Origin of the sequence: Pseudofrankia saprophytica (assembly GCF_000235425.2) — a bacterium.
Taxonomy (GTDB): domain Bacteria; phylum Actinomycetota; class Actinomycetes; order Frankiales; family Frankiaceae; genus Pseudofrankia; species Pseudofrankia saprophytica.
Window position 1 is genome coordinate 1020583 of sequence record NZ_KI912267.1, and the last position, 19027, is coordinate 1039609.

The 19027-nt window shown below is 71.6% G+C and carries 22 protein-coding genes; 11 read left to right on the forward strand and 11 right to left on the reverse strand.

Annotated elements, in window-relative coordinates:
* Positions 1 to 332: 332 nt before the first annotated feature.
* The 3 genes from FRCN3DRAFT_RS0238800 to FRCN3DRAFT_RS0238810 form a co-directional block, all read right to left on the reverse strand.
* Positions 333 to 923: a DUF3501 family protein gene (locus FRCN3DRAFT_RS0238800; protein WP_007516290.1), complete on the reverse strand. Its 591-nt coding sequence runs from the start codon at positions 921 to 923 to the stop codon at positions 333 to 335.
* A 328-nt stretch (positions 924 to 1251) separates the two neighbouring features.
* Positions 1252 to 1686: a rubrerythrin family protein gene (locus FRCN3DRAFT_RS0238805; RefSeq protein WP_007516289.1), complete on the reverse strand. Its 435-nt coding sequence runs from the start codon at positions 1684 to 1686 to the stop codon at positions 1252 to 1254.
* Between the two features lie 66 nt (positions 1687 to 1752).
* Entirely contained in the window at positions 1753 to 2193 is a 441-nt protein-coding gene (locus FRCN3DRAFT_RS0238810) for a Fur family transcriptional regulator (RefSeq protein ID WP_007516288.1), read from the reverse strand.
* Between the two features lie 416 nt (positions 2194 to 2609).
* Between FRCN3DRAFT_RS0238810 and FRCN3DRAFT_RS0238815 the strand changes: the two genes are divergently transcribed.
* From FRCN3DRAFT_RS0238815 to FRCN3DRAFT_RS0238825, 3 genes are read left to right on the forward strand one after another with little or no spacing between them, the layout of a single operon-like run.
* Positions 2610 to 3047: a response regulator gene (locus tag FRCN3DRAFT_RS0238815; RefSeq protein ID WP_007516287.1), complete on the forward strand. Its 438-nt coding sequence runs from the start codon at positions 2610 to 2612 to the stop codon at positions 3045 to 3047.
* The gene (trpD, locus tag FRCN3DRAFT_RS0238820; RefSeq protein WP_007516286.1) at positions 3044 to 4162 is read left to right on the forward strand and encodes an anthranilate phosphoribosyltransferase; all 1119 of its coding nucleotides are present in this window, start codon (positions 3044 to 3046) and stop codon (positions 4160 to 4162) included. Before FRCN3DRAFT_RS0238815 ends, trpD begins: the two co-directional genes overlap by 4 nt.
* A gap of 46 nt (positions 4163 to 4208) precedes the next feature.
* Positions 4209 to 4604 (forward strand): type II toxin-antitoxin system PemK/MazF family toxin, encoded by a 396-nt coding sequence (locus tag FRCN3DRAFT_RS0238825; protein WP_007516285.1) that lies wholly within the window; start codon positions 4209 to 4211, stop codon positions 4602 to 4604.
* 170 nt (positions 4605 to 4774) lie between these two features.
* Here the strand turns inward: FRCN3DRAFT_RS0238825 and FRCN3DRAFT_RS0238830 are convergent, their stop codons facing one another.
* From FRCN3DRAFT_RS0238830 to ctaC, 3 genes are read right to left on the reverse strand one after another with little or no spacing between them, the layout of a single operon-like run.
* Entirely contained in the window at positions 4775 to 5176 is a 402-nt protein-coding gene (locus FRCN3DRAFT_RS0238830) for a cytochrome c oxidase subunit 4 (RefSeq protein WP_007516284.1), read from the reverse strand.
* A gap of 12 nt (positions 5177 to 5188) precedes the next feature.
* Positions 5189 to 6886, reverse strand: coding sequence for an aa3-type cytochrome oxidase subunit I (gene ctaD / locus FRCN3DRAFT_RS0238835; protein ID WP_007516283.1), 1698 nt, complete (start codon positions 6884 to 6886; stop codon positions 5189 to 5191).
* A complete protein-coding gene (ctaC, locus tag FRCN3DRAFT_RS48425; protein WP_007516282.1) occupies positions 6883 to 7938 on the reverse strand; it encodes an aa3-type cytochrome oxidase subunit II in 1056 nt (351 codons plus the stop codon). Before ctaC ends, ctaD begins: the two co-directional genes overlap by 4 nt.
* 485 nt (positions 7939 to 8423) lie before the next feature.
* Between ctaC and FRCN3DRAFT_RS0238845 the strand changes: the two genes are divergently transcribed.
* Complete coding sequence (locus tag FRCN3DRAFT_RS0238845; protein ID WP_007516281.1) at positions 8424 to 9569, forward strand: cysteine desulfurase family protein; 1146 nt, start codon at positions 8424 to 8426, stop codon at positions 9567 to 9569.
* A gap of 73 nt (positions 9570 to 9642) precedes the next feature.
* Positions 9643 to 9903 carry a sulfurtransferase TusA family protein gene (locus FRCN3DRAFT_RS0238850; RefSeq protein WP_007516280.1) on the forward strand — a complete coding sequence of 87 codons (261 nt, stop codon included), beginning with the start codon at positions 9643 to 9645 and terminating at the stop codon, positions 9901 to 9903.
* Between the two features lie 114 nt (positions 9904 to 10017).
* Here FRCN3DRAFT_RS0238850 and FRCN3DRAFT_RS0238855 read toward each other — a convergent pair whose 3' ends face one another.
* Positions 10018 to 11001, reverse strand: coding sequence for a carbohydrate kinase family protein (locus tag FRCN3DRAFT_RS0238855; protein ID WP_007516279.1), 984 nt, complete (start codon positions 10999 to 11001; stop codon positions 10018 to 10020).
* 526 nt (positions 11002 to 11527) lie between these two features.
* Complete coding sequence (erpA, locus tag FRCN3DRAFT_RS0238860) at positions 11528 to 11893, reverse strand: iron-sulfur cluster insertion protein ErpA (protein WP_007516278.1); 366 nt, start codon at positions 11891 to 11893, stop codon at positions 11528 to 11530.
* A 727-nt stretch (positions 11894 to 12620) separates the two neighbouring features.
* Between erpA and nadA the strand changes: the two genes are divergently transcribed.
* The 3 genes from nadA (at position 12621) to FRCN3DRAFT_RS0238875 (ending at position 15486) form a co-directional block, all read left to right on the forward strand.
* Positions 12621 to 13811, forward strand: coding sequence for a quinolinate synthase NadA (nadA, locus tag FRCN3DRAFT_RS0238865; protein WP_007516277.1), 1191 nt, complete (start codon positions 12621 to 12623; stop codon positions 13809 to 13811).
* Positions 13812 to 13816: 5 nt separating this feature from the next.
* Positions 13817 to 14434 (forward strand): DUF3043 domain-containing protein, encoded by a 618-nt coding sequence (locus FRCN3DRAFT_RS0238870; protein ID WP_051467646.1) that lies wholly within the window; start codon positions 13817 to 13819, stop codon positions 14432 to 14434.
* Between the two features lie 89 nt (positions 14435 to 14523).
* Entirely contained in the window at positions 14524 to 15486 is a 963-nt protein-coding gene (locus FRCN3DRAFT_RS0238875) for an aldo/keto reductase family protein (protein WP_007516275.1), read from the forward strand.
* 123 nt (positions 15487 to 15609) lie between these two features.
* Here FRCN3DRAFT_RS0238875 and FRCN3DRAFT_RS0238880 read toward each other — a convergent pair whose 3' ends face one another.
* The 3 genes from FRCN3DRAFT_RS0238880 to FRCN3DRAFT_RS0238890 all read right to left on the reverse strand — a co-directional run bounded on the left by FRCN3DRAFT_RS0238880 (position 15610) and on the right by FRCN3DRAFT_RS0238890 (position 17183).
* A complete protein-coding gene (locus tag FRCN3DRAFT_RS0238880; protein ID WP_007516274.1) occupies positions 15610 to 16233 on the reverse strand; it encodes a TetR/AcrR family transcriptional regulator in 624 nt (207 codons plus the stop codon).
* 32 nt (positions 16234 to 16265) lie between these two features.
* Positions 16266 to 16814 (reverse strand): nitroreductase/quinone reductase family protein, encoded by a 549-nt coding sequence (locus tag FRCN3DRAFT_RS0238885; protein WP_007516273.1) that lies wholly within the window; start codon positions 16812 to 16814, stop codon positions 16266 to 16268.
* A 156-nt stretch (positions 16815 to 16970) separates the two neighbouring features.
* Entirely contained in the window at positions 16971 to 17183 is a 213-nt protein-coding gene (locus FRCN3DRAFT_RS0238890; protein WP_007516272.1) for a hypothetical protein, read from the reverse strand.
* A gap of 335 nt (positions 17184 to 17518) precedes the next feature.
* Between FRCN3DRAFT_RS0238890 and FRCN3DRAFT_RS55640 the strand changes: the two genes are divergently transcribed.
* From FRCN3DRAFT_RS55640 to FRCN3DRAFT_RS0238905, 3 genes are all read left to right on the forward strand, one after another.
* A complete protein-coding gene (locus FRCN3DRAFT_RS55640) occupies positions 17519 to 17671 on the forward strand; it encodes a hypothetical protein (RefSeq protein WP_007516271.1) in 153 nt (50 codons plus the stop codon).
* Positions 17672 to 17719: 48 nt separating this feature from the next.
* The gene (locus FRCN3DRAFT_RS48430; protein WP_007516270.1) at positions 17720 to 18616 is read left to right on the forward strand and encodes an MBL fold metallo-hydrolase; all 897 of its coding nucleotides are present in this window, start codon (positions 17720 to 17722) and stop codon (positions 18614 to 18616) included.
* A 158-nt stretch (positions 18617 to 18774) separates the two neighbouring features.
* A complete protein-coding gene (locus FRCN3DRAFT_RS0238905; protein WP_007516269.1) occupies positions 18775 to 19020 on the forward strand; it encodes a hypothetical protein in 246 nt (81 codons plus the stop codon).
* Positions 19021 to 19027 lie beyond the last annotated feature (7 nt).

Sequence of the window (19027 nt, forward strand, 5' to 3'; positions counted from 1 at the left end):
GCTGCACGTCACGTACCCGCAGCAGGCCCGTCCGTGGGGCCACTTCGCTGCGCTCGTGGAGTGCCTAACAGGGGTGAAGACCGTCACGAGCGAAGCGAAGTGCTCAGACGGGCGTTGTGGTTGCGGGCTGGTGACTCACAGCGAAAAGCAACCGCGCTGGCGCGGAGGCGCGCCTCGCGGAGGCCCGGCCCACGAGCGAAGCGACGTGGGCCGGGCCGCAGCGAGGTCGCCGCAGCGCACGTTCGCGGAGGAGGACACCGCGCGGAGTGGTCGTCCGAGCCGCCAGGCGAGGACGGCCGCGGAGCGCGGTGCCCGCACGGAGCGAACCAATGTCACAGCCTGAGGTCCGCGATGAGGCTCTTGCGGGTCGGGCCCTCGATGGGGGTGGAGTCGCTGTAGGCCTCGTGGTCGACGGCGAGCTCGACCGGGACCTCGGGGTCGCGGAACTTGTCGCGCTGCTCGTCGGTCAGCGGGAACCGGAACATGTGCACCGAGACGGTCTCGCTTGGCGTGTCCGGGTCCTCGTCGACGCCGCGGATCTCCTCGGCCGGCGCGCGCTCCCCGTCGATCTCCAGGGCGATCGCGTTCTGCAGGCCGGCGAGGTGCGCCAGCTCCTCGCGCACCGACTCGGTGGCCCGCAGCTCGACGAACATGGTCGCCGTCAGCGCGTGGCTGGACGGCATCAGCCGCCCGTAGACCTCGACCTCGTGCGCGACGTCGGTCCGCTCGGTCAGCCGCTCTGTGTAGACCATCTCCTGCACCTGGTAACGCAGCGTGTCCAGGTTCTCGAACTCGAACGCGATGAGGTCGCCGACGCGGACCCGCCGCTCGGCACGCACCGGGATCATCCGTTTGCGCGCCTCGGCGCGGCTGGCCGCATAGGCCTGGTGGTCGGTGGTGATGTCGTCGACGGTCAGCGTCATCGGTAACCCCCTGGATGCGGGCGGCGTGGCCGCCCGGCTCGCGGTCCGATCCTGGCCCAGGTGACTGGCCCAGGTGATACGTGCCACGAGCGTGCCGCCCGCACGCATACGTGACCCCGGGCGGGTGCCGGCCCGGCCACGGGCAGGCACCGGTCGTGGGAAAGCGTGGGGCCGGGGCCCGGGCGGCGGCGACGGTATCCGTGTCGCCGCGCCCGGAGTCCCGGCCCGGATGGTGCTGGTGCGCACCGGTCGGCTTGGCCGCGGGCCGCGCGCTGGCGGTGAAGCCGCGCGCCGCCCACAGCCTTCAGCCGGTGTGGCGTGCCGAGGGCTAGGCGTTCTCCTCGGCCAGGACGGCGTCGAGGGCCTTCTGGAACCGGCCGGCGTGGGTCTTCTCGGCCCGGGCCAGCGTGGCGAACCAGTCGGCGATCTCCTCGAAGCCCTCCTCGCGGGCGTCCTTGGCGAAGCCCGGGTACATCGCGGTGAACTCGTAGGTCTCGCCGGCGACGGCCGAGGCCAGGTTCTTGGAGGTGTCGCCGACCGGCGCGTCGGTCGCAGGGTCGCCGACCTCGGCCAGGAAGTCCATGTGGCCGAAGGCGTGGCCGGTCTCACCCTCCGCGGTGTCGCGGAACAGCGAGGCCGCGTCGGTCAGGCCCTCGATGTCGGCACGACGCGCGAAGTACAGGTAGCGGCGGTTGGCCTGGCTCTCGCCGGCGAACGCCTCCTTGAGGTTCGCGTGCGTCTTGGTGCCCTCGAGCTTCGGCATACGTGCTCCTTCGATTCGTTTCGAGTTGAGGTGGGTCGGTCGGTGCCCTTGGTCCCTACTCGGGCCTCAGGCCCCCCTGTCCGCACTCGGATCGGGCACGGCGCCGGCTGACGCCACGCACTCCGGGCAGAGGCCGCGGAACTGCAGGTCGTAGCCGGTGATGGAGAAACCCGAGTTCCGAGCGATCTCCGCCACCATCCCGCGCGGGATGGGGTGGTCGATGTCGACCGCGCGTCCGCACCGGTCACAGACCGCGTGGTCATGGCGGTCGGTGTTGGCGTCATAGCGGGCGGCAACTCCAGCGCCCAGGTTGAGCTCCAGGGCGTGCCCGGTGTCGACCAGCAGCGCGAGCGAGCGGTAGACGGTCGCGCTCCCGATGCCCGGCGCGACCGCACGCACCCGCTCGTACACCTCGGACGCGGTCGGATGGTCGTGCGCCGCCCGCAGCACCGCCAGCACGGCGGCACGCTGGGGAGTCAGCCGTAGCTCCTGCTCCCGGTTCGGCACGCGTCACCTCCTTCGCGCCATGGCGGGCCGGTCGGCTGGTTCCTCCCGGCCGAACCAGGCCGGCTGAACCAGACGATTTCTGAGAACGAGTCTCAGTATCGATTCCTCGACTGACGGGTGACAAACGGCCGAGTGGTGAGCTGGGTCTCATGGCCTGGACCGCGGCGGGTCTCCGGGCTGGGCAGACCGTATCGCGCCTGGTCCGATACCCTCGCACCGGATTCCCTGTCGTCGTGGTGTTCGCCACGCCATGCCGGCGCCCCGGTTGTCACGGGCGCCGGCGGACGCGGCGAGTGGTCAGGCCAGGCTGGCATGCCGGCCTGGCCGGCGCCGGCGCCGTCGGCCAGCCGCGACGGACGGGGCGCCGCCCCGCCGCCCAACGCGGCGGTACCTCGGAGCGAAAGGCCGCGCAGGACATGAGCACCGTCCTGGTGTACGCCGACCGGGCTGACGTGCGCGAGCGCGTCAAGGCGGCCATCGGCACCCTCCCCGACCAGCAGCTCGGCGAGATCGAGTTCGTCGACGTGGCCGACGGCCGCGATCTGGTGACCGCCGTCGACCGCGGTGAGGCGGATCTCTGCGTCCTGGACGCGGAGGCCACCCCCGAAGGCGGGATGGGGCTGTCTCGCCAGCTGAAGAACGAGATCACCGACTGCCCACCCACGATCCTCCTGGTGGCGCGCCAGGACGACCGGTGGCTCGCGACGTGGTCGCTGGCGGACGCTGTGGTGACCCACCCGGTCGACCCGGAGGAGCTGACGGCCGCCGTCGTCGGCCTGCTGCGGGCCAGGGCCTCCGGGGCACCCGTCCGCCGGCCGGTCACCTACGCGGCGCACGGAACGTCCGAGCGGTGACGCCCTCGGCGCCGTCGCCGGCCGAGCAGACCTGGCCCGACCTGCTGCACGCGCTGCTGTCCGGCCAGGACCTCGCGGCGGAGCAGGCCAGCTGGGCGATGAACGAGATCATGTCCGGCGCGGCCAGCCCCGCGCGGGTCGCCGCGTTCGTCGTCGCGCTGCGCGCCAAGGGCGAGACCGCGGCCGAGATCGGCGGCATGGTCGCCTCGATGCTCGACTTCGCCCTCCCCGTGCACGCCGACGCGTCGTTGCTCGCCGCCGCCGTCGACACATGTGGCACCGGCGGCGACCGGTCGCACACGGTCAACCTGTCGACGATGGCGGCGATCGTCGCCGCCGCCGCCGGCGTCCCGGTCGTCAAGCACGGCAACCGGGCGTCGTCGTCGTCGTGCGGCTCGGCGGACCTGCTCGAGGAGCTCGGCGTCGTGATCGAGCTCTCGGCGGCGGGGGTGGCGTCGACGCTCGCCGAGGCGGGGATCGCGTTCTGCTTCGCGCGGGCGTTCCACCCGGCCATGCGCCACGTGGGGGCGGTGCGCGCCGAGCTCGGGGTGCCGACGGCGTTCAACATTCTCGGGCCGCTCACGAACCCCGCCAGGCCCGGCGCGCAGTCGCTCGGCGTCGCCGATGCCCGGCTCGCGCCGGTGATGGCGCAGGTGCTCGCGGACCGCGGCACCCGGGCGCTGGTGTTCCGTGGCGACGACGGGCTGGACGAGCTGTCCCCGTCCGCGCCGTCGACGATCTGGGTGACCAGCGGGGACGGCGAGCTGCGGACGGAGCGCTTCGACCCGCGCGACGTCGGCATCGACGTGGCGGATCGCCAGGCACTGCGCGGAGCTGACGCGCCGTTCAACGCAGGGGTGACCCGCGCGGTGCTCGCCGGCAAGCCAGGCCCGGTGCGCGACGCGGTACTGCTCGCCTCGGCCGCGGCGATCGTCGCGGCCGAGGGGCCGACCAGCCAGCCGGTGACGGAACAGATCCGCCCGCAGCTCGAACGCGCCGCCGCGGCCGTCGACTCCGGCGCCGCCACCGCCGTCCTCGAGCGTTGGGCAGCCGCCAGCCAGACCGCCGCTCGCGACCAGGCGGCGGCTGTCAGCCAGGCGGCCGCCGGTTCCTAGTGCCCGACCGCTGGCCGGGTCGGCCGCCTTCGCTAGGCTCGTCTTCATGATCGACGACGTGCGGGACCAGATCGTCTACGAGCCCAGGCGTGACGGGCGGCCCGACCCGGGCGAGGTGGTGTGGGCGTGGGTGCCCTTCGAGGACGACCCGAGCCAGGGCAAGGACCGGCCGGTGTTGCTGATCGGCACCCGCGGTGACCAGCTGCTCGGCCTGATGCTCACCAGCAAGGACCACGACCGGGACGCCCAGCAGGAAGCCCACTACGGCCGCCACTGGATGGACGTCGGCACCGGCGGCTGGGACCGCGAGGGTCGGCCGAGCGAGGTCCGCCTCGACCGGCTGCTCGTGCTCGACCCCGAGGTGGTTCGGCGCGAGGGCGCCGCCCTGCGCGAGGGCGTCTTCGACGAGGTGGTCGCCGCCGCCCGTCGGTTCCACTCCTGACCGTCCGGCGCGGCTCCGGCGGGCTCCGGCGCGGCCAGGCTCGCCGTCCCGGCCACGGCTCGGACGCCGGGCCCCTGACAGCGCGAAGCACGAAGGCCTGGCTGGTTGGCACGAAAACTTTCGTGCCAACCAGCCAGGCCTTCTAGTACCCGGCGTCGAGCTCGCTAGTCCTAGTCCTCGGGGACCGGCGGGTGCCAGTAGTTCTCGAAGACCAGGCAGGTCGCGAAGAACACGGTCATCAGGCCGCCGATCAGGGCGAGCCAGATGCCGAAGATGAAGCCCGACACGAGAAGGGTGGCGCTGGCGGCGATGAAGAACGGGTAGTAGCTGCCCGGGGTGAAGTGCCCGAGCTCGCCCGCGCCGTCCGCGACCTCCGCGTCGGGAAGATCCTGCGGGCGCATCCCGATCCGCCGGCCGGTGAACAGCAGGTAGCCACCGACCAGGAAGCCCATGCCCCCGGTCAGGGCCAGCGCCGCGGTACCCGTCGGGTCTTGCGAGTAGATCCAGTAAATGATGTCGACGATCACGGCGAACACGCCGATGATGCTGAAGACGTAGCCTTCTACCCTCATGCCGCGGCCGCCTTAGCTGCTCAGTTCCGGAGTGGCGCGCTGCTCTATCGCCCCGCCCGTGGCGTACGCCGGGTGGTGCAGGTCGAAGGCGGGACGCTCGGAGCGGATCCGCGGCAGCGACAGGAAGTTGTGCCGCGGCGGCGGGCAGGATGTGGCCCACTCCAGCGAGTTGCTGAAGCCCCACGGGTCGTCGACCTTGACGATCCGGCCCTTCTTGTACGAATGCCACAGGTTGTACATGAACGGCAGGGTCGACAGCGCCAGGAGGAACGCGCCCGCCGTCGAGAAGGTGTTCAGCGTGGTGAAGCCGTCGTCCGGGCCGTAGTCGGCGTACCGGCGAGGCATGCCCTTGATGCCCAGCCAGTGCTGCACCAGGAAGGTCATGTGGAAGCCGAAGAACAGCGTCCAGAAATGGATCTTCCCGATGCGCTCGTTCATCAGCCGGCCGGTGACCTTCGGGAACCAGAAGTAGACGCCGGAGTAGGCGGCGAACACGACCGACCCGAACACCACGTAGTGGAAGTGGGCGACGACGAAGTAGCTGTCGGAGACGTGGAAGTCGATCGGCGGGCTGGCGAGCAGCACACCGGTCAGGCCACCGAACAGGAACGTCACCAGGAAGCCGAGGGCGAACAGCATCGGCGTCTCGAAGGTGAGCGAGCCGCGCCACATCGTGCCGATCCAGTTGAAGAACTTGACCCCGGTGGGCACCGCGATCAGGAACGACAGGAAGGCGAAGAACGGCAGCAGCACCGCGCCGGTGACGAACATGTGGTGCGCCCAGACCGAGATCGACAGCGCGCCGATGCCGATGGTCGCGAAGACCAGGCCCTTGTAGCCGAACAACGGTTTACGGGAGAAGACCGGTAGTACCTCGGTGATGATCCCGAAGAACGGCAGGGCGATGATGTAGACCTCGGGATGCCCGAAGAACCAGAACAGGTGCTGCCAGAGGATCGCGCCGCCGTTGGCCGCGTCGAAGACGTGCGCGCCGAACCGGCGGTCGGCCTCCAGCGCGAACAGCGCCGCCGCCAGCGGCGGGAAGGCGACCAGCACCAGGATCGACGTCACCAGGAAGTTCCAGCAGAAGATCGGCATCCGGAACATCGTCATGCCGGGCGCGCGCAGGCACAGGATCGTGGTGATCATGTTGACGCCGCCGAGGATGGTGCCCATACCTGACGTCGCCAGGCCCAGCACCCACAGGTCGCCGCCGACGCCGGGCGAGTAGGTGGCGCTGTTCAGCGGCGCGTAGGCGAACCAGCCGAACGCCGCGGCGCCGTCCGGCGTCAGGAAGCCGGCGACCACCGTCAGGCTGCCGAACAGGAACAGCCAGTACGACAGCGCGTTCAGCCGCGGGAACGCGACGTCCGGCGAGCCGATCTGCAGGGGGATCAGGTAGTTCGCGAACGCGAAGGCCAGCGGCGTCGCGAACATCAGCAGCATCAGCGTGCCGTGGATCGTGAACAGCTGGTTGTACTGCTCGTTCGACAGGAACTGCAGGCCCGGCCGCGCGAGCTCGGCCCGCATGAACATCGCCAGGATGCCGGCGAAGGCGAAGAACGCGAACGAGGTCAGGAAGTACATGAGGGCGATGTCCTTGTGGGACGTCGTCCGCAGGTAGCCCAGGAGGCTGTTCACCGCCTTGGGCGGCGCCTCGTCGGCCGGCGGGCCCGCGTGCCCGACCGGCGGCTCGTGCACAAGCGTCACTGTCCGCTCCCGGAGGTCGTGCCGCTGCCGGCAGTGGTGAGCGCGGGAGTGCCGGCGGCCGCGGCGCTCGCCGCCGTACGCTCCGCGATGAACTTGTCGTACTGGTCGGCGGGGACGACGTTGACGTAGAAGTTCATCTTGTCGTGGTCCGCGCCACAGAGCTCGGCGCAGCGGCCGATGAACGTCCCCGTCTTGGTCGGCGTGACCTCGAACGTGTTGATCCGGCCCGGCACGACGTCCCGCTTGAACAGGAACTCCGGCACCCAGAACGAGTGGATGACGTCCGGCGAGGTCAGCACGAACTGCACGGAGCGTCCCTCGGGCAGCACCAGCACGGCCGGCTGGCCGGGCTGGCCGGTCACCTCGACGACGCTGCCGCCGCTCTTGCCGGTGTCGGTGTAGCGGAACTGCCAGTTCCAGCGGAAGCCGACCACGTTCACCGTGACGTCCGGGTTGGCGGAGACCTTGTCAATCTCGGTCTCGTCCCGGGCGGTGTAGTAGAACAGCCCGGCGACGATCACCAGCGGCACCACCGTGTACAGCACCTCGACGGGGAGGTTGTACCGGACCTGGCGAGGCAGGACCTCCGACCGCTTCCGGAACGCGATGATCGCGTAGAAGATCAGCCCCCAGACCAGCACACCGACCGCGAGCGCGGCGACGGCCGAGCCCTTCCACAGGTTCAGGATGCGGGGGGTCTGGTTGGTCACCCCGTCCGGGAAGCCGAAGTTCGGCACGCCGCAGGCGGTCGCGGTCAGTGCGAGCACGACGAGACCGGCACCGAGCCGGGTCACCCGGCCGGCGCGCCCGCGGCGATGACTACTACGACCCACGCCGACGGCACGCCCGCCGTCCGCGAGGGCTGGCTCGCCCGCGGTGCCGGTGGCCGCGCCGCCTGTCGGCGCGACGCCGTCCCGGCCACCTCCACTGCCCCCGGACGAGGCCATGACACCGTCATGGACCCCGGCCCGGGACAGCATGGGCGGGCGTTCGACGCCCGCCGCACCCGTGTCCGCGCGCGCCGGCCGGGTCCGACCGAAGGAACTCCTCACCAGGTCCTGCCTCCCACGACTACGTCGGCCCGGGACACGCAAAGATGGGTCACCTGGGCCGGCGCACGGTCTTCGACACGCTGTAGATGCTGCGACGGGAGCGTATCCCAGCCGACGTCACGGTTCTCGGCAGAGGCCCTCCCACGCCGGGCTTCATACGAATCGATCCCGAGGAAGAAGACGCAGCGTAACGATCATTTACGAACAGTCGCCGAACTCGGGCTTTCCACCCCTGCCCGCAGGTCCGGCAGGCCCATCAATGTGACCCACCCAACGCCACCGACCTGGCCCGATCGGCGTTTCCTCCCGGCCCGATTGGCATCTGCGGCCTGACCCGGCCGGCATCCCCTCCTGGCCTGGTCGGCATCCCGTCCTGGCCCGATCGGCGTCACCGGCGTCGCCCCGGCCATCGCCTCGCCCATTGGCAGTCAGGGCGGTAGCGCCGCGATCAGCGCAGGGGGCGGAAAAGGTCGTAGCGTCGGGGTGTGCCGGCCTATCTCGACCACGCGTCGACGACCCCGCTGCACCCCGCCGCCCGCGCGGCGCTGCTGGCGGCGCTCGACGACGGCTGGGCCGACCCGGCCCGGCTCTACCGGGAGGGCCGCCGCGCACGGATGCTGCTGGACGCGGCGCGCGAGACCGTCGCCGGGGTGCTCGGCGCGCGGGCGGATGAGGTCTCCTTCTGCTCCAGCGGCACGGCGGCCGCCCACCTGGCCGTGCTCGGCACCGCGACCGCGCGCCGGCGCGCCGGCGACCTGGTGCTGGTCAGCGCGGTCGAGCACTCGAGCGTGCTGCACGCGGCCGAGCGGCACGAACGGGCCGGTGGCCGCACCCACACGCTCGAGGTGGACCGTCACGGCCGGGTGGACCCGGCGAGCTGCGTACCCCCGCCGGGCACCGCGCTCGTCTCGGTGCAGCACGCCAACCACGAGGTCGGCACCATCCAGCCGGTGGCGGCGGTGGCCGAGGCGTTGCGCGCGGCCATCCCCCTGCACACCGACGCCGCGATGACCGTCGGGCGCATACCGGTGGACATCACCGCGCTGGGCGCGGACCTGCTGACGGCGAGCGCGCACAAGTTCGGCGGCCCGGCGGGTGTCGGGATCCTGGTGGTGCGCGCCGGTACCCGCTGGGTGAATCCGATGCCGGCCGATGAGCGCGAGGCGGGCCGGGCGGCCGGATTCCCCAACCTGCCAGCGATCGTGGCGGCCGCGGCGGCGCTGCACGCGCGAGCCGGCGAGCTCGACGCCGAACGGGACCGGCTGGGCGCGCTCACCGCCGCGCTGCGCGCCCGGCTGCCGGTGCTGGTCGACGACGTCGAACTGCTCGGCGACCCGGACCCAGCCGGCCGGCTGCCGAACCTGGTCGCCTTCTCCTGTCTCTACGTCGCGGGCGAGGCGCTGCTCGGCGAACTGGACCGGGCGGGAATCGCGGTCAGCAGCGGCTCGAGCTGTACGTCGGACTCACTCACCCCGAGCCACGTGCTGGTCGCGATGGGCGCCCTGTCCCACGGGAACGTGCGGGTCTCGTTCGGCCGCGACTCCACCGCCGCGGACCTCTCGGCCCTGCTGGACGTCCTGCCCGGCGCCGTCACCGCGATCCGTGAACGCGTCGGCGCGGTAGGCCTGTAGACGGCGCGGCCACGGACGCGGATGCGACGGAAGACAACAGAAGCGGGAAGACGAGGAAGGTGGGCGCATCGGCATGAGCGGCGCTGATCCGGGCCCGGCACCGGGCGCTCCGGACGTGGTGGTGGATGCGCTGGGCCGGCGGTGCCCGCTGCCGATCATCGACCTGGCCAAGCGGTTCGGCGACGTGCCTGTCGGCGGCACGGTCGAGCTGCTGGCCAACGACCCGGCAGCGACGGCCGACGTCGCCGCCTGGTGCCGCCTGCGCGGTCAGCAGCTACTAGGCGCCCGTGACCTGCCCACCGGGCAGGCATACCTCATCCGCCGGACACGCTGACGGGCCGACCGAGCGCGCTGGCGGACGACGTCGAGTGGCGCTCACCGTTGCTCCGCATGGGCGACGGCGGACCGGATCGGCCGCCGCCGCCACGCCACCCGGCGCGCCCGACCGTCAGGACTTCGGCAGGTAGTCCTTGATCTCGGCGGCGGCCTCGGCACCATAGGCCTCGGTGAACCGCTTGAGCAGCTCGGCCTCGTCGGCCTCGTAGTCCTGCGGCCCGATGGTCTCGAGCACCAGCGTCGCCAGCAGGCAGCCGAGCTGGGCGGACCGCTCCAGCGACAGGTCCCAGGAACGTCCGGCGAAGAAGCCGGCGCGGAACGCGTCGCCGACGCCGGTCGGGTCCGGGGTGTCACGCGCCGGGACCACCGGCACCTGGATCGAGGTGCCGTCCTCGGCGCGCTCGATACGCACGCCGTTTGCGCCAAGCGTGGTGATCCGGGTGTCGACCCGGGAGAGCAGGTCGGCATCCGACCAGCCGGTCTTCTGCTCCAGCAGGGCCTTCTCGTACTCGTTGCAGAGCAGGTAGGCGGCGCCGTCGACCAGCCGGCGGACGTCCTCGCCGTCCATCCGGGCGAGCTGCTGGGACGGGTCGGCGGCGAACGCGTAGCCGCGCTCGCGGCACTCGTCGGTGTGCCGGTGCATCGCCTCGGGGTCGTTCGGGCTGATGATCACGAGATCGAGGCCGCCGAACCGGCCGGCGACCGGGGCGAGCTCGATGTTGCGTGCCTCGGACATGGCGCCCGGGTAGAACGAGGCGATCTGGCACAGGGCGTCGTCGGTCGTGCAGACGAAGCGGGCCGTGTGCGCGAGATCGCTCACGCGCACCGACGCCGTGTCCACGCCGTGCCGGTCGAGCCAGGATCGATAGTCGGCGAAGTCCTCACCGACCGCCCCGACCAGGATCGGGTGCAGGCCGAGCCGGCCCAACCCGTAGCTGATGTTGGCCGCGACCCCGCCGCGCCGGATGACCAGCTCGTCGACGAGGAAGGACAGCGATACCCGCTCGAGCTGCTCGGCGATCAACTGATCGGCGAACCGCCCGGGGAAGCGCATGAGGTGATCGGTCGCGATGGACCCGGTGACGGCAATACGCACGATGCCCAAGCCTAGCGCTGTGACTCTGGTTCGCTCCGTCCGGGCGGCGCGCTCCGGCCCCTTACTCGCTTCGCTCCCAAGGGACCTCCGCGCGCCGTCCTCCTCCGCTCACGGGCGCTACGGCGACCTCCGCTGCGGCCCAACCACTTCGCTTCGCTCGTGGCCGGGCCTCCGCGGAGGCGCGCCTCCGCGCCGCACGGTCACCTATCGCTGGAACGTCACCAAACCAAGACCAGCCGATCCAGAACCATCCCCACGCGGGCCACCTCGCTTCGCTCGTGGCGCCTTTGTGTCGCGGCTAGGGACAGGTCCTGGCCTGGAAGACGCCGAGGGCCCGGCGTGACCGAATAGATCTCGGTCACGCCGGGCCCTCGAACGATCAGTACCTGCTAGTCCCGCCAGTAGCCACGTCCGGCCACCCCGTCGAGCGGAGCTCGACATCGGGCGTCCGGGGGTCGCCCCCCGGAGCAGACATCGACTGACACCCCTCCGGGAAGCTGCCCGAAGGGCAGCGAACAGGGTTCGCCTAGTGGAAGGAGTCACCGCAGGCGCAGGAGCCCTGGGCGTTGGGGTTGTCGATCGTGAAGCCCTGCTTCTCGATGGTGTCGACGAAGTCGATGGTGGCGCCGCCCAGGTACGGGGAGCTCATCCGGTCGACCGTGACCTTGACACCGGAGAAGTCGAGCACGGTGTCTCCGTCGAGCTGGCGCTCGTCGAAGAACAGCTGGTAGCGCATGCCAGAGCAGCCGCCGGGCTGTACGGCGATGCGCAGAGCCAGGTCGTCGCGGCCCTCCTGCTCGAGCAGGGACTTCACCTTGCTAGCGGCCAGGTCGGTGAGGAGGACCTGGCTGGGCCGGGTCTGGGTGTCCGTCGTCGTGTCCTGGACGGTCATAGGGGCTGCTCCTGCCCTTCGGAAAGTGCCTACGGGTGCGCCGCGGGATCCGTACGACCGGGCCGTGTCGGCGCCCTCCACACAGCTCGGCCGGTCCCATCCGGCAACGGTGCCGCCGGTTGGTTCGGCCGAGGTGTGACGTACGCCGCGTCGACGCACACCGTGTCACTGGTGTCATGTCCTCAGCGCTCAACAACCGCGGCCCGGTTCCGCTTCCCATCGTAGCTACCGGCCGGTGCGCCGGCCACGACGTCACCCTTCTCCGGGCATGCCTCCCAGGCTGTGGGCCCGCGGTGCCAGTGCCAACGGGGCAGGCGTTCCCAGCCAGTCCACCCGGAGCGGGTCACCCTAGTGACCCATCTCACTCGGGTCGAACGTCTCTTCCGCGACCGGGCCGCCGGACCCGCTGACGCCCGCGCACGGCACGAACAGGCGAGCCCGCGGCGGCCCGCGGCCCGGCAGAACTGTCGGGAAGGTGACCGCGGGGCGACTCCGCGACAAACCACGCATGGCCCGCAGACCGCAGTTAGTGTCTCGTCGACCATTAATGAGTTAGAGTCTCTTCGACCATATGTCGACCGACCTCCCCACAGAACGCGCCAGAGCCAGCCCGGTGTCCCGCCCCACGAGCCCCGAACGTCCAGGGCCGAGGGGCGTCCCAGGGGCCGGCGAGGGCCGGCCGGTGGGGGCGTCCTCGTACACGGCGCACCGCCCAAGGGGGCCTGCCATGACGACCAACCCGACTCTGGAACGCCTCGGTGTGACCCCGTCACCGCTGGCCCTGCTCCTGCTCGGCCACGGGACCGACGCCGACAGCGAACGCGGCGTCGACTGCCCCGGCGCGCTGCCCGCGGCGGCCGACCCGGCGCTGGCCGAGCGGGCCGCCGCGGCGAAGGCGGCACTGGGCGAGAAGGTCTTCGTCCTCGGCCACCACTACCAGCGCGACGACGTGATCGCGTTCGCGGACGTCACCGGCGACTCGTTCAAGCTCGCCCAGCAGGCCGCGGCCCGGCCCGAGGCCGAGCACATCGTGTTCTGTGGCGTGCACTTCATGGCCGAGAGTGCCGACATCCTGACCGCGCCGCACCAAGGGGTGATCCTCCCGGACCTGGCGGCGGGCTGCTCGATGGCCGACATGGCCACCGCCGAGCAGGTCGAACAGGCCTGGGACGACCTGCTCGACGCGGGCGCGGCCGAGGGCACCGTGCCGGTGACCTACATGAACTCCTCAGCCGCGATCAAAGCGTTCACGGGCCGCCACGGCGGCACGGTCTGCACGTCGTCGAATGCTCGACGCGCGCTCGACTGGGCGTTCGGCCCCGAGCGCGGCGGCCAGCGCGTGCTGTTCCTGCCCGACCAGCACCTGGGCCGCAACACCGCGGTCGGTGAGCTCGGGTTGACCGAGGCGGACTGCGTCGTCTACGACCCGCGCCGCCCGAACGGGGGCCTCACCCCCGCTCAGCTGCGGGACGCGAAGATGATCCTCTGGCGGGGCCACTGCTCGGTGCACGGCCGGTTCAGCCGCGACTGCGTCGACGAGGTACGGGCGCGGGTCCCTGGGGTAAGTGTTCTGGTACACCCCGAATGCAAGCGCGAGGTGGTGACCGCCGCCGACCTGGTCGGATCGACGGAGTACATCATCAAGGTGGTGGACGCGGCCCCGGCCGGTTCCTCGTTCGCGATCGGCACCGAGCTCAACCTGGTGCAGCGGCTCGCGAACCGCCACCCTGACAAGAACATCGTCTTCCTGGACCGCACCGTGTGCTTCTGCTCCACAATGAACCGCATCGACATGCCACACCTCGTGTGGGCGCTGGAGTCCCTCGTCCGCGGCGAGCCGGTCAACCGGATCACGGTCGCACCGGACGTGGCCACCTATGCCCGAAAGGCCCTCGACCAGATGTTGGCTCTCCCGTAATGGCCATGATCGGCCTCAGAAAGCGGTCGCGCGACACCGCGCCGGAGGACTCCGGCGCGGAGGTCGAGGTCGACGTCGACGAGTACGCCTCTCCGGACGCCCGGATGACGGCCAAGAAGGGCCGGCCGACGCCGAAACGCTCGGAGGCGCGCGCGGCCCGCTCGACGGTCGGCACCCTCGGCTCGGCGGCGAACACCAAGGAAGGTCGTCAGCGCGACAAGGGCGACCGCCGCCGCGCGATGGCCGAGCAACGGGCCGCGCTGCGTTCGGGCGACCTGTCGAAGATGCCCGCGCGGGAGCGCGTGCCGGAGCGGGTGCTGGCCCGCGACATCGTGGACAGCCGGATCAACGCCGGCTCGTTCTTCCTGGTCGCGATCGTCGTCTACTTCATCGGCGGGATCGTGCCGAACGGTTACATCCGGCTGGTCGCCGTCTACGTGATGATCGTCGGCATCGCCGCGGTGGCCATCGATGGCTTCTTCCTCGTCCGCAAGGTCAGCAGGGCGGTCCAGGAGCGCTACCCGGACTCACGGGTGAAGGTCAAGGTCTACGCCGTGCAGCGCTCGCTGGTCCCGCGCCGCTGGCGTATGCCACCGCCCCGGGTCGCGCGCGGCGAAAGGTAGGGCGGGGCGGGGCACGCGACGCCCCGCGCCCCGCCGTCGAGGTGGAACCGTGAGGTTCGATCGTCTGTACGGGTCCTAGAGTCGGCGGTGTGGAGTATCGACGCCTAGGGCGCAGCGGCCTGACCGTCAGCCAGATCTCATATGGAAACTGGATCACCCACGGTGACCAGATCGAGGCCGAGCAGGCGATCGCCTGCGTGCGCGCCGCCTTCGACGAGGGCATCACGACCTTCGACACCGCCGACGTCTACGCCGGCGGACGGGCCGAGACCGTGCTGGGCGAGGCGCTCGCCGGCGTCCGGCGCGAGTCCTACGAGCTCGCGACCAAGGTCTTCTGGCCGACCGGCCCCGGCCAGAACGACAAGGGCCTGGGCCGCAAGCACATCATCGAGTCGATGAACGCCTCGTTGAAGCGGCTGCGCACCGACTACGTCGACCTGTACCAGGCGCATCGCTACGACCCGACGGTGCCGCTCGAGGAGACGCTGCGGGCGTTCGACGACCTGGTGCGCGCCGGCAAGACGCTCTACATCGGCGTCTCCGAGTGGTCCGCCGGACAGATCACCGAGGCGGTGCGGCTGGCCGGCGAGATGGGCCTGGACCGGATCATCTCCAACCAGCCGCAGTACTCGGCGCTCGTACGCACGATCGAGGCCGAGATCGTGCCGGCGTCCGCCAAGGCAGGCGTCTCGCAGATCGTCTGGTCGCCCATCGCGCAGGGCGTGCTGACCGGCAAGTACCTCCCCGGGCAGCCGCCGCCGCCCGGCAGCCGGGCCACCGGCGGCACCGGCGCCGCCTTCATCGAGCGGCTGATGGGCGACGACGTGCTGACCGCCGTGCAGAACCTGCGCCCGGTCGCCGACGACGCCGGGCTCTCGCTCGCTCAGCTGGCCGTCGCGTGGGTGCTGCAGAACGAGAACGTCGCGTCCGCGATCATCGGAGCGTCCCGGCCCGAGCAGGTCCGCGAGAACGTCAAGGCCGCCGGCGTCACCCTCGCCCCGGAGATCCTCACCCGCATCGACGAGGCCCTCGGCGGCGTCGCCGTACGTTAGCCAGACCTCAACCGTGGTGGCTGGCACCCCAATAGGCCGACTACCAGGTAGAACCGTGTCGACGCAGACTGCCTATGGGGTCACTCAGCTGACGCGATCTGTGTTCGCCCGGCGGGTGGCGGGTCAGGTGGTGAAGGCCCTGGCGAGTGCCCGCCACGTCGCGTCCAGGTCGGACATGTTGTTGTAGGCGTTGTCCATCTCCAGGATCACCGCCCCGTGCGCCGCGGCGAACAGGGCCTGAGCGACCCAGGGGTCACCGGTCGCTCGGTAGAACGGCTCGCCCGACCAGTCGTCCAGACCGGGGGTGAGCAGACTCCGGTCGATGCGGCCGGAGGTGGCGAGCCGGTAGAGGTTGGCGCTCGCGAGCGCGAACCGCCGGTACTCGGCCAGCAGCGCGGCGACGACACCCGCGGGGCTCGCCGCGTCGACGACGGCGTGCAGCGCGTCGCCCATACCGAACAGGCCGGTCTCGACGAGCGCCACCTCCAGCGCGGGTTTGCCCGGCAGGTGCTTGTAGAGCGACGCCGCCCGAATGCCGATCTCGTCGCCGAGGCGGCGCATCGTCAACGCGTCCGCTCCCTCCGCCGCGAGCAGCCTGAGGCCGGCGGCGACGATCTCGCGCACCCGCTCCGACCGTTCCGACGGCTCCGGCCGCACCGCGATCCGGGGCAGCGGCAGCGGCAGCCTGGCCGGCTCCCCGCCGGAACCCACCGCCGTCGCCTCGGCCGAGACCGCGGCCTGGGACATCAACGGACGCACCTCCTGGGGCGGGCGGACGGTCAGGCGATCCGCTCCAGCACGAAGGCCGGGTGGCGGGGGGCGATCGCGGCGAGTTCCTCGTCGGACGAGTCGGGTCCCACGCCGCCGAAGAAGACGCCGACCTCAGCCTTCCACCGCTTGAGGTAGGCGCGCAGCACCTGGACCTTCTCCTCGTCGGCCAGCTCCGTGGCCCGGTAGTGGGCCCGGGACCGACCGAGCAGCAGGTGCAGCTCGCCATCGGCCGCCCGCACGTTGCGGACCCACTGCCCGTGTCCGCGCGGTGACACCAGGTACTCCCGACCATCGAGGACAAGCAGGTTGACGGGGGTGCGCCGCGGCTCACCACTGGTCCGGCCACGCACCTCGAGCACCCGGCTGCCGAGCACGCTCACCCCGCGCCGGGTGAGGGCCGCGACCAGACGGTTGAAGACCTTGCGGGTGAACGCACCGGGCGCCTGGTAATGCGCCGGGGCACCCGGCGCAGCGGTACCGGCGGGCTCGACGGAACCAGTGGAACCGGCGGGCTCGACGGAACCGGCGGACTCGGCGGCGGGCAGGGCCTCGTTCATGATGACTCCCAAATGGGTAGCTAACAGCGTTAGCCCCACTATGGCTAACGCCGTTAGCCTTGTCAACGGCCGAGGCTAACTTAGTTGGCCTCGGCGACCCGGACCTCGCCGACGAGCGGGCTGACCGCCTCGCGCCGGTAGCTCAGGTCGTCAGGCTCAGGTCGTCGGGCGCAGACTCATCGGGCCGTAGACCTTGCGGCCCGCCTCGGACAGCGTGACCTGGGTGACGCCGCCCTCGAGCAGCTCGGACCAGGCCTCCCCTATCCAGGTCTCCGCGTCGCCCTGGCTCGGGAACGACTCGGACCCAGACGCCCCGGCCACCGTCACCGACGCACCGTCATCACTCTCGTACCGCCAGGTCCAGCTCACCCGCGCACCTCCTCGTGAACACGCCACGATCGTCGGCGGCATCCCGCCGTCCATGTGCCATCCAATCGTCACTGGCCTCGGGCGGGGCGGTCGGGCCAGGATGTGCGCTAGGTCGGTAACGTCGCCGGTCCGCAACGTCGGCACGAATTACTTCCGATTGGCTACCGTAGGCGCGGCGCCCCGCCAAACGCCCCGCTCCACCAGCGGCCGTCCGCGGGAGGGCCGGTCGGCGGACCCGGACGGACGCGGCGGCGAACGGGCCGGCTGGCCGGCGGGCCTCCGGCGCATCGGCACCGTGACGCGCAGGTCAGCATCAGAAGCGGAGGAATGTCCACGTGGTCACACAGCTCGCCGAGGCGGCCCAGCACAGCGACAGCGGGTTCGCCCCCTGGGTCGTGGCGCTCCTCACATTTGGCTCGATCATCGTGCTTGGCATCGTGCTGACGCTCATGACGCTCGCGGAGCGCAAGCGCCACCCGCACGTCTGAGCGCGGCCCGGCAGGGTCGCCACCGTCGGGCGGCAGAGAGCGGGAGAAGTGCGCGTCACCCTGCTGGGCACCGGCTCGGCCGACGGCTGGCCGAACCCCTGGTGTGCCTGCCCGTCGTGCGCCTGGGCGCGCGACACCGGCAACGCCCGAGGGCAGACGGGCGTGCTGCTCGACGATGCCGTGCTGGTCGACATCGGCCCGGATGTGCCGCGCGCCGCGGCCCGGTTCGGAGTCGGGCTGGAGGGCCTGCGTCATCTCCTGGTCGGGCATGCCCATCCGGACCACGTCGGGCCGGAGGCACTGATGTGGCGATCCTGGAGCACCGCGGCGACCCGCCCGCTCGACGTCGTCGGGCCGCCGGCGGTGCTCGACGCCATCGCGGCCTTCCTGACCCGCTGGGAGGGAAGGGCGCCCGGCGAGGCCGGCTCGCCCCTGCGCCCCAGGCCCGCCCTGGCCGGCAGCCCCATCCGGCTCGACGGTCCGGACAAGGACGGGGATGGGGACGGCTACCGGGTGGTTCCGGTGGCGGCGACCCACGGGGACGCCTCGATCGGCCCGGCGGTGCTCTACGACATCACCGGCCCGGACGGCGCCCGGCTGCTCTATGCCTGCGACACCGGTCCGCTGACCACGGCGACCGTCGAGGCGCTGGCCGGCCGCGCGTTCGACGTGGCGCTCGTCGAGGAGAACAACGGCGACCGGCCCGGCTTCGGCGACCATCTCGACCTCGCGACGTTCACCACCGACCTCGAGCGGCTCCGGGCGCGCGACGCCCTGACCGACACCTCGACCGTCGTGGCCGTCCACCTGAGCCACCGCAACCCACCCGGGCCGGCGCTCGCCGAGCGCCTCGCCGCGATCGGCGTCGATCTGCTCCCGGACGGCGCGGTCCTCGAGGCCACTCCTGGCGGGCGCGCCACCGTGACGCTTCCCGCGTCGGGCTGAGAAGAACCCGGCGAACGGGAGAAGCCGGGCGGGTCCTTCCGCCCGCCCCGCTGGGCACCGGCGTCCGGATCTGTCGCTGTGGGTACTTCCCTGCCGTGACGTGCGGGACTCGCCACGGCGTCCGTGGCCGCGGCGTTCGCGCGGGACGCGCCCTGGCTGTGCTCATAGGTCTGTGGGCCGGGCTTGGCTGGGTCCCGGCGGACGGCGTCTCCGGTCGGCTGGCGGTGCTGGTCGGCGTGGTCGCGCTGGTCGTCGTCATCACCGGGCGTTCCGCGCGGTCCCGTCCACCGGCCGCGCGGGCCAGGGCTGCGCGAGCCAGGTTGGACGCCGTCTCGGCACTCGCGCTCATGCTCGTCGTCATGGCGTCGGCGGCCGCGGCCCTCACCCCACCCAACCTCGGCTGAGGCCGGG